The organism is Streptomyces goshikiensis, assembly GCF_014650555.1.
Taxonomy (GTDB): domain Bacteria; phylum Actinomycetota; class Actinomycetes; order Streptomycetales; family Streptomycetaceae; genus Streptomyces; species Streptomyces goshikiensis.
This window is the reverse complement of record NZ_BMVE01000001.1, coordinates 665262-679028: the sequence shown is the minus strand read 5'-3', so window position 1 is coordinate 679028 and position 13767 is coordinate 665262. Positions and strand designations below refer to the sequence as shown.

15 protein-coding genes are annotated in these 13767 nt (G+C 71.7%); 11 read left to right on the top strand and 4 right to left on the bottom strand.

Annotated elements, in window-relative coordinates; all coding sequences use genetic code 11:
• The first annotated feature begins 18 nt into the window (after positions 1–18).
• Complete coding sequence (ppgK, locus tag IE248_RS03060) at positions 19–756, top strand: polyphosphate--glucose phosphotransferase (RefSeq protein ID WP_008737299.1); 738 nt, start codon at positions 19–21, stop codon at positions 754–756.
• 74 nt (positions 757–830) lie between these two features.
• Here ppgK and IE248_RS37140 read toward each other — a convergent pair whose 3' ends face one another.
• Positions 831–1361, bottom strand: coding sequence for a DUF6542 domain-containing protein (locus tag IE248_RS37140; protein ID WP_073795182.1), 531 nt, complete (start codon positions 1359–1361; stop codon positions 831–833).
• 135 nt (positions 1362–1496) lie between these two features.
• Here IE248_RS37140 and ychF point away from each other — a divergent pair, with 135 nt between their 5' ends.
• Positions 1497–2585, top strand: a complete 1089-nt coding sequence (gene ychF, locus IE248_RS03050; protein ID WP_008737296.1) for a redox-regulated ATPase YchF — start codon at positions 1497–1499, stop codon at positions 2583–2585.
• Positions 2586–2685: 100 nt separating this feature from the next.
• Here ychF and IE248_RS03045 read toward each other — a convergent pair whose 3' ends face one another.
• Both IE248_RS03045 and IE248_RS03040 read right to left on the bottom strand, forming a co-directional pair.
• Positions 2686–3087, bottom strand: coding sequence for a PDDEXK family nuclease (locus tag IE248_RS03045; RefSeq protein ID WP_190029892.1), 402 nt, complete (start codon positions 3085–3087; stop codon positions 2686–2688).
• A gap of 42 nt (positions 3088–3129) precedes the next feature.
• The gene (locus IE248_RS03040) at positions 3130–4110 is read right to left on the bottom strand and encodes an SMP-30/gluconolactonase/LRE family protein (protein ID WP_190029891.1); all 981 of its coding nucleotides are present in this window, start codon (positions 4108–4110) and stop codon (positions 3130–3132) included.
• An 80-nt stretch (positions 4111–4190) separates the two neighbouring features.
• Here IE248_RS03040 and IE248_RS03035 point away from each other — a divergent pair, with 80 nt between their 5' ends.
• The 4 genes from IE248_RS03035 to IE248_RS03020 all read left to right on the top strand — a co-directional run bounded on the left by IE248_RS03035 (position 4191) and on the right by IE248_RS03020 (position 7919).
• A complete protein-coding gene (locus IE248_RS03035; protein ID WP_008737292.1) occupies positions 4191–4628 on the top strand; it encodes a MarR family winged helix-turn-helix transcriptional regulator in 438 nt (145 codons plus the stop codon).
• A gap of 132 nt (positions 4629–4760) precedes the next feature.
• Positions 4761–5906 (top strand): alpha/beta hydrolase, encoded by a 1146-nt coding sequence (locus IE248_RS03030; RefSeq protein ID WP_008737291.1) that lies wholly within the window; start codon positions 4761–4763, stop codon positions 5904–5906.
• Between the two features lie 73 nt (positions 5907–5979).
• Positions 5980–7125 carry an alpha/beta hydrolase gene (locus tag IE248_RS03025; RefSeq protein WP_073795187.1) on the top strand — a complete coding sequence of 382 codons (1146 nt, stop codon included), beginning with the start codon at positions 5980–5982 and terminating at the stop codon, positions 7123–7125.
• Positions 7126–7133: 8 nt separating this feature from the next.
• A complete protein-coding gene (locus IE248_RS03020) occupies positions 7134–7919 on the top strand; it encodes a trypsin-like serine peptidase (RefSeq protein WP_229895102.1) in 786 nt (261 codons plus the stop codon).
• Between the two features lie 51 nt (positions 7920–7970).
• Here the strand turns inward: IE248_RS03020 and IE248_RS03015 are convergent, their stop codons facing one another.
• Entirely contained in the window at positions 7971–9083 is a 1113-nt protein-coding gene (locus IE248_RS03015; protein ID WP_008737288.1) for a pyridoxal-phosphate dependent enzyme, read from the bottom strand.
• A gap of 250 nt (positions 9084–9333) precedes the next feature.
• Here IE248_RS03015 and IE248_RS03010 point away from each other — a divergent pair, with 250 nt between their 5' ends.
• The 5 genes from IE248_RS03010 (at position 9334) to IE248_RS02990 (ending at position 13616) form a co-directional block, all read left to right on the top strand.
• Complete coding sequence (locus IE248_RS03010; protein ID WP_073795190.1) at positions 9334–10926, top strand: S8 family peptidase; 1593 nt, start codon at positions 9334–9336, stop codon at positions 10924–10926.
• Positions 10927–11135: 209 nt separating this feature from the next.
• Positions 11136–11888 (top strand): GntR family transcriptional regulator, encoded by a 753-nt coding sequence (locus IE248_RS03005; protein ID WP_073795191.1) that lies wholly within the window; start codon positions 11136–11138, stop codon positions 11886–11888.
• A 348-nt stretch (positions 11889–12236) separates the two neighbouring features.
• Positions 12237–12431: a hypothetical protein gene (locus IE248_RS03000; RefSeq protein ID WP_037790894.1), complete on the top strand. Its 195-nt coding sequence runs from the start codon at positions 12237–12239 to the stop codon at positions 12429–12431.
• A 38-nt stretch (positions 12432–12469) separates the two neighbouring features.
• Positions 12470–12874: a (deoxy)nucleoside triphosphate pyrophosphohydrolase gene (locus tag IE248_RS02995; RefSeq protein WP_008737284.1), complete on the top strand. Its 405-nt coding sequence runs from the start codon at positions 12470–12472 to the stop codon at positions 12872–12874.
• Between the two features lie 313 nt (positions 12875–13187).
• A complete protein-coding gene (locus IE248_RS02990) occupies positions 13188–13616 on the top strand; it encodes an ATP-binding protein (RefSeq protein ID WP_073795194.1) in 429 nt (142 codons plus the stop codon).
• Positions 13617–13767 lie beyond the last annotated feature (151 nt).

The following is a 13767-nucleotide window of genomic DNA, read 5'->3' as shown; positions in this document are numbered from 1 at the left end:
GTTTCGTACGGTGAGTCCATGCAGATCTTCGGTGTGGACATCGGCGGTTCCGGGATCAAGGGCGCTCCCGTGGACCTGGAGCGCGGCGACCTGGTGCAGGAGCGCCACAAGGTACTGACACCACAGCCGGCCACCCCCGACGGGGTGGCCGGCTGTGTCGTCGAGGTGGTGCGCCACTTCGACTGGGACGGGCCCATCGGGGTGACCTTCCCCGGGGTCGTCACCGGCGGTGTCACGCGGACGGCCGCCAACATGGACAAGGCCTGGGTCGGCGTCGACACGGCGACCCTGCTCAGCGACCGGCTCGACGGCCGTCCGGTCACGGTGCTGAACGACGCGGACGCCGCCGGGGTCGCGGAGATGACGTACGGGGCGGGGCGCGGGCGCTCCGGCACGGTCATCCTGCTCACCCTGGGTACGGGCATCGGCAGCGCCCTCTTCACGGACGGGCACCTGGTCCCGAACTCGGAGCTCGGCCACCTGGAGCTCAAGGGGCACGACGCGGAGACCCGGGCGTCCGTCAAGGCCAAGGAGGACGGGGACCTCACCTGGGAGCGCTGGGCGCACCGGCTGCACAAGTACCTGGCGCACGTGGAGATGCTGTTCTCCCCGGACCTGTTCATCATCGGGGGCGGGGTCAGCCGCAAGCCCGAGAAGTTCCTGCCGCTGATCGAGGGCATCAGGGCCGAGATCGTGCCGGCGAAGCTGCAGAACAACGCGGGCATCGTCGGCGCGGCGATGGCGGCGAAGCACTAGCCGGGGCCGGGAAGCGGTCAGGCCGTGCGCCGCTCGGTCTCGCGCTTGGTCCAGCGCTTGGTCCAGCGCTTGGTCTAGCGCTTGGCCTTGGGCCGCTTCCCGATCAGCGCCGCCTTGCGGACGAGCGCGATCAGCGCGGCCACGAGGGTCCCCGCGTACAGCCAGCCGGCGTGCAGGGACAGCGCCGAGACCACCCCCATCAGCTGACCGCCGAAGCCGCCGGAGCCGCCCGCGATGGGCCACACTCCGGCGGCGAAGGCGAGGGGGGCGCTGATCGGCGCGGTGATCAGGTCGGCCGGCCGCACCCAGAGGGCGATGGCGGCGGCGACGGGCAGGAAGAGCAGCCCGTACACGAAGAGCGACGAGCCGAAGAGCAGCCAGACGATGCCGCCGGCCAGCAGCATCGTCACGCACCCGAACAGGCCGCCGCCGAGGCCGGTCAGCTTCGGGCGGGGCAGCCGGCGGCCGGCCACGGGCGCACCGGGCCGCCCGCCGCTCTGGGCGGGCACACCGGCGCCCGTGTGCGCGGCGGCGTCGCCGGCGGCCGGAGCGCCCGGCTGCTGTCGCTGCGGGTGAACGACGGGTCGCGTCCTGTATTGCTCCACCCCACCAAAGTAGGCGCGGACCGTGCGGTTCCGGCGGCCGGACACGCGTACATCCACCCCCACTCATCGGAAAGTAAACTGTCCGGTGGCCCACTCCCGGGCCGCCGCCCCCTCCAGCTACGGGAAGTCGCCAACGTGTCGCTCACGATCGGAATCGTCGGCCTGCCGAATGTCGGCAAGTCGACCCTGTTCAACGCCCTGACCAAGAACGACGTGCTGGCGGCCAACTACCCGTTCGCCACGATCGAGCCGAACGTCGGCGTCGTCGGCGTCCCGGACCCGCGCCTCGCGGTCCTGGCCGGCATCTTCGGCTCGCAGAAGGTCCTCCCGGCGACGGTCGACTTCGTCGACATCGCCGGCATCGTGCGCGGCGCCTCCGAGGGCGAGGGCCTGGGCAACAAGTTCCTCGCGAACATCCGCGAGTCGGACGCGATCTGCCAGGTCATCCGCGCCTTCAAGGACGAGAACGTCGTCCACGTCGACGGCAAGGTCTCGCCGAAGGACGACATCGAGACGATCAACACCGAGCTGATCCTCGCGGACCTCCAGTCGATCGAGAAGGCCGAACCGCGCCTGACGAAGGAGTCCCGCCTCCAGAAGGAGAAGGTCGCGGTCCTCGCGGCCGTCGTCGAGGCCAAGAAGATCCTCGAAGCGGGCGACACCCTCTTCTCCAAGGGCATCACCAAGGGCACGGAGCAGGGCGACCTCCTCCACGAGCTGCACCTGCTGACCACGAAGCCGTTCCTCTACGTCTTCAACGTGGACGAGGACGAGCTGACGGACGACGCCTTCAAGGCGGAGCAGAGCGCCCTGGTCGCCCCGGCCGAGGCCATCTTCCTGAACGCGAAGCTGGAGCAGGACCTCTCCGAGCTGGACGACGAGGAAGCCCTGGAGCTCCTCCAGTCGGTCGGCCAGGAAGAGCCCGGCCTCGCCACCCTCGGCCGCGTCGGCTTCGACACCCTGGGCCTCCAGACGTACCTGACGGCCGGCCCGAAGGAAACCCGCGCCTGGACGATCAAGAAGGGCGCCACCGCCCCGGAGGCCGCCGGCGTCATCCACACGGACTTCCAGCGCGGCTTCATCAAGGCCGAGGTCATCTCCTTCGCGGACCTCGTCGCCTGCGGCTCGGTAACGGAAGCCCGCGCCAAGGGCAAGGCCCGCATGGAAGGCAAGGAATACGTCATGCAGGACGGCGACGTGGTCGAGTTCCGCTTCAACGTCTAGCGGCTGCCGTGTCACCACGTCACTGACGTGGCAGACGCGCAGGTCAAAAGGGGTCGGCTCCGTCTGGAGCCGACCCCTTCTGCATGCCCGTGCTTTGCTTTCAGCTGGTTCGGGGTGGTGTGAGCTTGTCGAGGTCCAGGCTGACCTCGAAGGGCACCGGGCGCTGGAGGGCGCCGCGGAAGATGCCGGCGGGTGCGTAGGCGCCGCTCGGTTCGTCGAGCTCGTAGACGTGGACGACGGGTGCGCCGTCCTCGCGGTTGCGGGCATCGAGGCGGATCGTCATCTCCCGCTCGACCTCGAAGCCGGCCGGCGCCTGCGCCATGAGCGTGGTGGTCAGGGCGGTGACGAGGCGGCCGTGCCAGGACCGCTGCGGCGACAGCACGAAGACGAGGGCTCCGTCGATCAGCTCGGTGTGGCGGGGTGCCTCGGGGAGGCGGTCGAGGTCCTCCGCGAACCAGCCTTCCGCGCGCGGCGGGCGCATCCCGTCGGGCAGTGCGGTCATGGGGCAACCCTAGCGATCGCGGCCGTCGGGAGAGGGGGTTGGTTACAGGGCCTGGACCGCGGCGATGGTGAAGGTGGTTGGGGTGCCTGTGGAGGGGGTGAGGGGGCCGTCCTTGTCGAATTGGGAGCGGACGACCAGGGTGCGGCCCGGGGTGTGGGTGAGGGTGGTGGGGATCTGGAGGGCCGGGTCCGTGAGGGTGCGGGTCAGGCGGGCTCGGGTGCCGTCGGGGGAGAGCCGCCAGCGGGTCAGGGTGTTGGTGGTGTTGTGGGCCGCGCGCAGGGTGCCGTCGGGGGAGAGGTCGAGGCCGTCGGCGTGGAGGAGGTCGCCGCCGGTCAGGGTGACCCGGGTGATGGCGCCGGTGCGCAGGTCGAGGCGGTGGAGTTCGCCGGCCGTCATGTCGACGGTGAGCAGGTAGCGGCCGGTCCGGTCGGCGGTGATGCCGTTCAGGGTGACGGCGCCGGCGGGCTGCGGCCTCAGGTGGCCGCGCAGGTCGAACGCCGTGCGCAGGGCGCCGGAGCCGGCGGCCAGCTGGGCCGGGGTGACGCGGTAGACCACCCCGCGGAAGCTGTCCGTCAGGTAGGCGGTGCCGTCGGGGGTGATGGCCAGGTCGTTGACGAAGGAGGCCTCGCCGCCCTCGACCTCGAAGTGGGCCAGGCGGGTTCCGGTCCGGGGGTCGTAGACCGCGACGCCGGCGGTGGAGTCGGTGACCCACAGGCGGCCCCGGGCGTCGACGCGCAGTCCGTTCGCGGTGTGGCGGCCGTCGGTGCCGGCGGGCAGGAACACCTCGGCGGTGCGGGCGCCGGGGCGGGCCCGGTAGATGGTGCCGTCCGCGTACGAGCCGACGTAGACCGTGCCCGTGCGCGGGTCCGCGGCGATGCCCTCGGGGTAGACCTTCTCGCCGGGGAGGGTGAACGCCGTGGAGATCTTGGGGGTGGGGGGTGTGGCGTGGGCGGTCGTCGTGGCGGTGAGGGTGGCCGCCGCCGTGAGGGTGAGTGCGGTGAGGGGGAGGAGGGCGCGTCGCATGTTGTGTGTCCTCTTCTTGGTAGGTGAAGGCGAAGGTATGTTAGAGCTCTAATGTTTGCAAGGGGCCGTAGGATGCGGCCATGACCTCCATGCCCGCCGAGGAGCGCATCGGCTCCCACATCAAGCGCGCCGAGCAGGCGCTCCTCGCGGCGAAGAACGGGGCCCTGAAGCCCGCCGGCGTAACGGTTCCGCAGTACGCCGCCCTGCTCTGGCTCTCCGAGAAGCCGGGCATCTCCGCCGCCGCCCTCGCCCGGCTCTGCGGGGTCACGCCGCCGACCATGAACACCGTGCTGAAGAACCTCCAGGAGCGCGGGCTCATCGAGCGGACCCCGCACGAATGGCACCGCAACGTCCTGGAGACCCGGCTCACCGAAGAGGGCGACGCGGTGATGCGGCGAGCCGACACCGATGCCGTCCGCGTCGAGCGGGCGCTCGCCGCCGCGTTCTCGGACGAGGAGCGGGAGCTGCTGATCGCGCTGCTCGGGCGGTGTGCGCGCGTGCTCGACGAGCAGCGCTGAGCGCGCCCCGGCGATCGTGTTTTTTGCCTGGATTTGGAACTTTCCCGGGTGTTCCGCCATCAGGACATGTGGGGATGCCCAGCCGTTCTGTCCCGTCCCCCGGGGCAGTCATGACCGTTCGGAGCGAAGTTCGTGCACGACTACCCGCAGCGCCCGCAGTCCGATGGCCAGGAGCCGTACGAGCCCGCGCGCCGCTCGCCCGGGCGGTCGCGCCGCGTGGTGTGGATCAGCGCGGGCCTGGTCTGCGCGCTCGCGCTCGGCGGCAGCGGCTTCGCGGCCTGGAAGTACGAGTGGTTCTCGGGCAACGGGGAGACCGTGAGCTTCGGCAAGAACCGGCCGCCTGCCGCGAAGCGGCAGGAGACGCCCGCCCCGGCTGCCTCCGGCGAGCCCTCCCCGGCCGCGCCGACCGGTGACCCGGACGTGCTCATGCCGGCGGGCCCGAAGGCCGCCTTCAAGCAGACCGCCAAGCTCGACGACGGCACGATCATCGCCAAGACCCGCCTCGCGGGAGCGAAGTCCGGCTTCGAGGGCGACGTGTGGGTGTGGGCGCCCAAGGAGTACGACGACCCGAAGTACGCCGAGAGCGCCTTCCCGGTCCTCATCGCCCTCCCCGGCGGCAACGGCTACCCGGGCAACTACTGGTCCGACCGCAGCCTCGGCCTCCAGAAGGCCATCAGCGAGGGCGTCAAGGCGGGCACCAGCCTGCCGTTCATCGTGGTCATGCCGGTGCTCAACCCGGACGCCAAGTACTACTACGACGGCTCCGACATACCCGGCCGGGCCAAGATGGGCACCTGGCTCTCCGAGGACATACCGGACTTCACCCGCGCCAACTTCCGTACGTACAAGTCCCGCGACGGCTGGGCCTTCATGGGCTCCTCCTCGGGCGCGTTCGTCGGCATGAAGCTGCTCCTGCAGTACCCGGACCGGTTCAAGGCCGTGATCGCCAGCGGCGGCGAACTCGTCCCCGACTCCCCGCTCTGGAAGGGGCACCAGGCGGAGATGGACGCGAACAACCCCGAGAAGCTCGCGGGCAAGCTGATCGACACCAACGGGCCCGAGGTCTACATCAACTTCCAGATCGGGACCAAGGAGAGCGGCAAGCCGGCGATGACGCGCTTCAAGGACACCTACGGCAAGGGCCCGGTCAAGATGACCATCCGCGACATCCAGAACGGCGAGCACAACGGCTGGCACTACGTGCGGGGCATGCGGGAGGGCTCGCTGGAGTGGATCAGCAAGGTGCTCAAGGCACCCAAGCCCGCGACCACGGGCTGAGCCGGCCGGCGCGGAGTGGCGTTCGCCACGCCCCCGCGCCCACGCGGGCGGTCCGGTCGTTCAATCCTCTGTAATGGGTGTGAGGGGGACCGACCGGTCCCACCCGCGCTCCCTCGGAAGCGCCGGAGAGGAAACGGACATTTCCGTGCGGCAACACGACGACCACGACGACCACGACGACCAAGGCCCCCGGCGGCGCAAGCGCCTCCTCCTGATCAGCGGCGGCCTCGCGCTCACCCTCATCGCCGGGGGCGTGGCGGCGTACCAGTCGGGCCTCTTCTCCGACACGGGGGATCCCACCTCCTTCGGGAAGACCGAGCAGAAGACGGCGGCCGCCGCCGAGATCCAGCCCGGCATGAGCATGCCCACCGGCCCGGCCGCGGAATTCGTCCGCACCTCCCGGCTGCCCGACGGCACGCAGATCGCCCGCACCACCCTCAAGGGCAAGAAGTCCGGCTTCACGGGTGACGTGTGGGTGTGGGTCCCCAAGGAGTACGACGACCCGCGCTACGCCAAGAGCGGCTTCCCGGTCCTGATCTCCCTCCCCGGCGGCCGCGGCTACCCCAAGAACTACTGGGGCACCGGTCCCGCCCTCGGCCTCCAGCAGGCCGTGACCGACGGGGTCAAGGAGGGCACCAGCCTGCCCTTCATCCTCGTCATGCCGGTGATCAACGCCGACACCAAGCACCACTACGACGGCTCGGACATCCCCGGTGAGCCCAAGATGGGCACCTGGATGGCCGATGACGTCCCGGATTTCACGAGGGCCAATTTCCGCACCTTCACCGACCGCGACGGCTGGGCCTTCATGGGCTCCTCCTCGGGCGGCTTCGGCGCCTTCAAACACGTCCTGAAGTACCCCGACCGCTTCAAGGCGGTGATCGCCAGCGGCACCGACTTCGTCCCCGACTCCCCGCTGTGGAGGGGGAACACACGGGCCATGGACGAGAACAACCCCGAGAAGCTCGCCGAGAGGCTGATCGAGGAGGGCGGCCCGGACGTGTACGTGAACTTCCAGATCGGCACCGAGGAGAGCGGCCGCGAACGGGCCGAGCAGTTCATGCGGGAGTACGGGAAGGGCCCCGTGCACACCCGGCTCCAGGTGATCGAGGATGGTCAGCACAACGGAAAGTCGTACGTGCGCGGCATGAGGGAGGGCTCCCTGGAGTGGATCAGCAACGTGATGCGGGCGCCGACACCCGACCCCGCCGTGGGATGAGCCCCGCGGTGAAGGGGGCCTACGCCGCTGCCGCGGCCGGGGTCGCCGCGGTGGTCGCGGTGGCGGTCCTCCAGGTGCCGGCCGATTCCGACGGGGTGGCCGCCCGCCCCTTCCCCACCGTCGGCGTGCTCATGGCGGGCGGGGAGCACTGGTGCACGGCCAGCGTGGTCGACAGCCCCCACGGCAACGTCGTCGCCACCGCCGCGCACTGCGTGGCCCCGGCGGGCGAGGACGGGGAGCCCGGCGAGGTCGCGCACGACGGCCTCGCCATCGGTGAGCTCGCCTTCGCCCCCGGCTTCTCCGGAGAGGGAGCGGGGAGCCAGCCCTTCGGGGTGTGGAAGGTCCGCTCGGTCCACGTCGACGACCGCTGGACGAAGTGGGGCGACGACACCGCCGACTTCGCCTTCCTGACCGTCGAGCCCGACGGGGAGGGCCGCAGCCTCCAGGAGACCGTGGGCGAGGGCGGGGCGCCCGGCCCCGACTGGACCTCCGGCTACGAGCGGGAGGTCACGGTGGTCGGCTACCCGGAGTCCGACCGCAACCCGGAGAACAAGCCCGTCTCCTGCACCACGCAGACCCGCCACGACGAGGACGACCCCGACATGCTGTACATCGGCTGTTCGGGCTTCTGGACGGGCACCAGCGGGAGCCCCTGGATCGCCGACCGGGGCGGGCCGGGGGAGCCGGGCCGGCTGATCGGCGTACTGAGCGGCGGGGACACGGACGTGGACTCCACTGCCGCCCTCTTCGACGAGCGGGCGAAGGCCCTCTACGACCGGGCCGCCCGGGACTGAGCCGCGCCGCCCGCGCCACGCCGCCAGGGTGCCGCGGCCAGTGCGCCGGCCCTAGTGCGCCAGGCCCGTCTTCGCGCCCGCGCCGCACAGCGGCAGTACCGCGGTGCGTCCGCGCAGCGGGTCGCCGGGCGCGCCCGGGCCCACCGCCGCCCAGCAGGCCGCGGCCGTCGGCTCCACGAACAGCCCGCGGCGCGCCAGGTCGAGCTGGGCCGCCCGCAGCCGGTCGTCCGGGACGGTCAGGAAGGTGCCGCCGCCGGCGCGGACCGCCGCCAGGATCTGCCGGGCCCGCGGCGGGGCCGGGATCGCGATCCCCTCGGCCAGGGTCGGCCGCTGCTCCACCGGGGCGGCGTCCTCGGCCCCCGCCGCGAAGGCCTCGGCCAGCGGGGCCACCGCCTCGGACTGCACCGCGATCAGGTCCGGCGGCCGCACCCCGCGCCGGGCCAGCTCCGCCACCGCCAGGGCGGCGCCGAGCAGCAGGGTGCCGTTGCCGACCGGGACGACCAGGGCCTGCGGCAGCCGGCCGCCGAGCTCCTCCCAGATCTCGTACACGTACGTCTTCGTACCGTGCAGGAAGTACGGGTTGAAGACGTGGCTGGCGTAGAAGACGCCGGGCTCGTCGGCGGCAGCCCGGGCGGCCAGCGCGGCGGCCTCCCGGCCGCCGGGGACGACGCGGACGGCGGCCCCGTGGGCCCGCATCTGTCCGGTCTTGCGCTCCGAGGTGCCCTCGGGCACGAAAACTTCACAACTCAGCCCGGCCCGCGCGCAGTAGGCGGCGACGGCCGTTCCCGCGTTGCCGCTGCTGTCCGCCACCACCCGCCGCGGGGCCAGCCGGCGGGCCACCTCGGCGAGCATCACCGCGCCCCGGTCCTTGAACGACAGCGTCGGCATCAGGTAGTCGAGCTTGGCGTGAATCCGCTCGGCCATCGGGACCAGCGGGGTGTTGCCCTCCGACAGCGTCACGGCGAAAGCCCCCGGCAGCGGCAGCGCGGATCCGTACCGCCAGAGCGAGGGGGGTCCGGCGGCCGGGTTCAGGGGCGCGGCCGGGTCCGGCGTGAAATCGAGGTCCCAGGGCCCGGCGCACAGGGGGCAGCGCCACGGCGCCGTCCGTACGTCCGCACGCGCGCCGTCGTCGGGGCAGACGTAGCCGGGCAGTGCGTGCGTCATGTGCGCTTCACCTTTGCTCAATCATGGCCGGTGTATGGCACGGATGTTACGCGTCCGTTGTCCTCTTGTGGGATGCCGGGACGGTGGGTCAACCTTTCGGAGGCGGCGGTCCGGCCGACAGGAATTCTTGTCATGGACATGCCCGCACGGGCGGTCCTGCGTGCCCACGCACCCCCACGCACGTCCGCCCGGATCCCCATGTCCCACCCGGACCGCCGCCGCCACCCCCGCCAACCAGGAGGACCCCCACATGTCCGTGATGCGTCACACCCGCCGGAGGATCGCCGGCATCAGCGCGACCGCCGTCGTGGCCCTCGCGCTCGGCGCGGCCGCCGCGTTACCCGCCGCCGCGGCGGACGGCGCCCCGCAGGGCGTCATAGAGAACGCGGGCGCCGCCGACGCGGTCCCCGGCAGCTACATCGTGACCTTGAAGGACTCCGCCGCCCGCTCCACCACCGACAGCGGGAAGGCCGTCGCCAAGCGGTACGGCGCGAAGATCGACCGGACCTACAGCGCCGCCCTCAACGGCTACTCCGTCGCCGTCTCCGAGGCGCAGGCCAGGAAGCTCGCCGCCGACCCGGCGGTCGCGTCGGTCGTGCAGAACCGGGTGTTCACCGTCGACGACGCCCAGGGCCCCCAGGGCACCCAGCCCAACCCGCCGTCCTGGGGCCTGGACCGCATCGACCAGCGCGCCCTGCCCCTCGACAACAGCTACACCTACCCGGACAAGGCCGGCGAGGGCGTCACCGCGTACATCATCGACACGGGCGTGCGCATCACCCACGGCGAGTTCGGCACCCGCGCCTCCTACGGGTACGACGCCATCGACAACGACAACACCGCCCAGGACGGCCACGGCCACGGCACGCACGTCGCCGGCACCGTGGCGGGCAACACCTACGGCGTGGCCAAGAAGGCCAAGATCGTCGGTGTCCGCGTGCTCGACAACAACGGCTCCGGTACGACGGCCCAGGTCGTCGCGGGCATCGACTGGGTGACCCGCAACGCCGTCAAGCCGGCCGTGGCGAACATGTCCCTCGGCGGCGGCGCGGACTCCGCGCTCGACACCGCGGTACGCAACTCCATCGCCGCCGGCATCACCTACGGCGTCGCGGCGGGCAACGAGTCCACCGACGCGAGCACCAAGTCCCCGGCGCGCGTCGCCGAGGCCATCACGGTCGGCGCGACCACCAGCACCGACGCCAAGGCCAGTTACTCCAACTACGGCTCCATCCTGGACATCTTCGCCCCCGGCTCCTCGATCACCTCCTCGTGGGGCACCGGCGACACCGCCACCAACACCATCTCCGGTACGTCGATGGCCACGCCGCACGTCGTGGGCGCGGCCGCCCTCTACCTCTCGCAGAACCCGGCGAGCACCCCGTCCCAGGTCTCCGCGGCCCTGGTGGGCGCGGCCACCCCGAACGTGGTCACCGGTCCCGGATCCGGCTCCCCGAACCGGCTGCTGTACGTCGGCGCCGGCACCACCCCGCCGAACCCGGGCACCCGCTTCGAGAACACGGCCGACTACGCCGTGGCCGACAACGCCACGGTCGAGTCCCCGCTCACCGTCAGCGGGATCCCCGGCAACGCCCCGGCGGCGCTCCAGGTCGCGCTCGACATCAAGCACACGTACATCGGTGACCTGAAGGTCGACCTGATCGCCCCCGACGGCACCGCCTACAACCTGCACAACCGGACCGGCGGCAGCGCGGACAACATCATCAAGACCGTCACGGTCAACGCCTCGTCCGAGGTCGCGAACGGGGTCTGGAAGCTGCGCGTGAACGACAACGCGAACGCCGACACCGGGAAGATCGACTCCTGGGCGCTGCAGTTCTGAGCGGCTGAGCCGAGGGTTAGGTGAACAGCTGGGGCGGCCGCCGGTGCGGTCGCCCCAGCTGCATGCATTCGCGGCTTTCGGGTAACGCGTGGCCATGGGGTTTGAGTGACCAGGCTTCATCACTTCGGGTGAAACTCTGGCCCTTGCTTGCGGTGCACAACCGTCGGTTGCCAGGGTGTAGCTGTCTGTCAACCTGATGGGAGTGGCCAGTGACTTTCGGTGAGCAGCCGGCCTATCTGCGCGTCGCCGGGGATCTGCGACGGAAGATCGTCGATGGGTCCCTGCCCCCGCACGCCCGGCTTCCCTCGCAGGCCCGGATCCGCGAGGAGTACGGGGTCTCGGACACGGTCGCGCTGGAGGCGCGCAAGGTCCTGATGGCGGAGGGGCTGGTCGAGGGCCGGTCCGGGTCGGGTACGTACGTACGGGAGCAGCCGGTGCCGCGGCGGGTCGCGCGCTCCGGGTACCGCACGGGCGGCGTCTCGACGCCGTTCCGGCAGGAGCAGGCGGAGGCGGGTGCGCGCGGGACCTGGGAGTCGGGCAGCGAGCAGACGGCCGCGCCGGCGGAGATCGCCAAGCGGCTCGGCATCGCGGCGGGCGACCGCGTGATGCGGACGCGGTACGTCTTCCGCGACGCGGGCGAGGCGATGATGCTGTCGACCTCGTGGGAGCCGCTGGCGGTGACAGGGCGCACGCCGGTGATGCTGCCGGAGGAAGGGCCGCTCGGGGGCTCGGGGGTCGTCGACCGGATGGCCGCGATCGACGTCGTCGTGGACAACGTGGTGGAGGAGGTCGGCGCGCGGCCGGGGCTGGCGGAGGAGATCCTGCTCCTCGGCGGGGTGCCGGGACACGTCGTGCTGGTCATCGGGCGTACGTACTTCGCGTCCGGACTGGCCGTCGAGACCGCCGATGTGGTGGTTCCGGCCGACCGGTACCGGCTCGCCTACCACCTGCCCGTGCGGTGAACCGGGCGGTGTGACGAGGCGTCATACCGGCCGGATCCGGTGCGAAGAAGAGCGCCCGCACCTGCGTCGTCGCCGGACTCGCCCCCGGCGCGCGTCCGTTGGGCCGCGCGTGAGTACTGCCGCGCCCGCCCCCGCCGCCGCCGTCACCTGGGAGGACGGCCGCCGGTGACCCCGTGCGCCCGCTGTGAACCGGCGCGCACGGCGCACTCGTACGCATGGCCGGATGCGTACGCCTGTGAGGTACCTCTTCGTGAAAAACCGTATCCGCTCTGTAAAGGTCGGGCGTAAGGTCGGGCATATGCGCAATGGGGTTTCCCGGGCGGGTACATCGGCGGAGGGTGAAGCGCGATGAGCGAGAGCGGTGCCCTGCTCCCATGGCTGGTCATACGTCAGGACGACAACGGCAACCGCTATCGGGTGGGCCGGTACGCCACCCGGTCCGAGGCCCAGAAGGTCGTCGACAGCCTCGGCGGCCACGGGCACAAGCAGCTCTACTGGGTCGAGCGGCTCGGTCAGGGCAGCCAGACGGCCACGAAGAACTGAACGGCGGGCCGGCCGGGCCACTGACATAGGCTCCGCCCATGACTGTACGCGTGGTCGTGGGCGGAGCCCTTTGTCATGACGGGCGCCTGCTGGCCGCCCGCCGCAGCGCGCCGCCGGAGCTGGCCGGCCGCTGGGAGCTGCCGGGAGGGAAGACCGAGCCGGGCGAGTCCGTACCCGAGGCGCTGGTGCGCGAACTGCGCGAGGAGCTCGGCGTCGAGACGCAGGCGCTGGAGCGGATCCCGGGGGAGTGGCCCCTCAAACCGGGCCTCGTGCTGCACGTGTGGACCGCCCGGCTGGTGTCCGGGGAGCCCGTTCCGCTGGAGGACCACGACGAGCTGCGCTGGCTCGGGCCGCAGGAGCTGGATTCGGTGGACTGGCTCGACCAGGACCGGCCGGCGGTCGCGGAGGCCGGCCGCAGACTGCGCGCCGAAGGCCGGGCCTGACGACCGGGCCCGATGCCCTCCCGCCCGATGCCCTCCCGCCTGACGCCCCCGCCTGACGCCCGCGACGCCCCCGCGCGATGCCCGCGCCTGGTCCGCGCCGGGGCGGAGGCGGGGGGCCGGGAGCACGTCGGGTCGCACCGGGGCGCATGGTGCTCGCGCTGTAGGCCGTCTGCGCCACAGTGCGCCGGTGCGTGTGGGATCGAGTGGTACGACGCCCCAAATGTGGGGTATGTCGCTATTGGTTCCTCTCTCATGCTCCTCCTCGTGGCTCTGTCCCTGCTGAACCCGACTGGGGTCGCTGCCGGCCCGGGAAGTGATCGGCGTGATCGACACAGACGGTGAATGCGCCGAGTGGGCCTTCCCCGCCGAGCCCGGCGCCGTCCGCACCGCCCGCCACGCCGTGCGCGGAAAGCTCCGGGCCTGGGGCCTTGAGGCGGTCGGCGACGTGACCGTCCTGCTGGTCAGCGAGCTGGTCACCAATTCCCTGCGCCACGCGTCCGGGCCCATCGGGGTCCGGCTGGTACGGCCGGATCCGGCCGCCGGGAACTCCGAGGGGGGCGCAGCACTGCTCGTGGAGGTTTCCGATCCGCTTCCGGATCCGCCCCGCGAGCGCGTCGCGGAGCCCGATGACGAAGGTGGCCGCGGACTCCACCTCGTGGCCGTCTCGGCGCGGCGCTGGGGGACCCGGCACGGGAAGTCGGGCAAGACGGTGTGGTTCGAGTTGGCTCTTCCTGGTCAGTAACAAGGGGAAGGATGGCCGACGATCACCGGACGTGGCCGGAAACTAACGGGACCTTTTTGTGATCGTGAACGTCGTGCCGTCCGGGGCCGTGGTGCTGAATACTTCGGTCATGGCCGGTCCGGTTGCGGTGAGCTGGAGGGGACGGTCGCGT

Bases quoted from the DNA above. Each gene is read 5' to 3' on its own strand.
- ppgK (WP_008737299.1), top strand. From the start codon at position 19: ATGCAGATCTTCGGTGTGGACATCGGCGGTTCCGGGATCAAGGGCGCT.
- IE248_RS03045 (WP_190029892.1), bottom strand. From the start codon at position 3,087: ATGACCGCACTGCCCGACGGGATGCGCCCGCCGCGCGCGGAAGGCTGG.
- IE248_RS03040 (WP_190029891.1), bottom strand. From the start codon at position 4,110: ATGCGACGCGCCCTCCTCCCCCTCACCGCACTCACCCTCACGGCGGCG.
- IE248_RS03035 (WP_008737292.1), top strand. From the start codon at position 4,191: ATGACCTCCATGCCCGCCGAGGAGCGCATCGGCTCCCACATCAAGCGC.
- IE248_RS03025 (WP_073795187.1), top strand. From the start codon at position 5,980: ATGGGTGTGAGGGGGACCGACCGGTCCCACCCGCGCTCCCTCGGAAGC.
- IE248_RS03015 (WP_008737288.1), bottom strand. From the start codon at position 9,083: ATGACGCACGCACTGCCCGGCTACGTCTGCCCCGACGACGGCGCGCGT.
- IE248_RS03010 (WP_073795190.1), top strand. From the start codon at position 9,334: ATGTCCGTGATGCGTCACACCCGCCGGAGGATCGCCGGCATCAGCGCG.
- IE248_RS03000 (WP_037790894.1), top strand. From the start codon at position 12,237: ATGAGCGAGAGCGGTGCCCTGCTCCCATGGCTGGTCATACGTCAGGAC.
- IE248_RS02995 (WP_008737284.1), top strand. From the start codon at position 12,470: ATGACTGTACGCGTGGTCGTGGGCGGAGCCCTTTGTCATGACGGGCGC.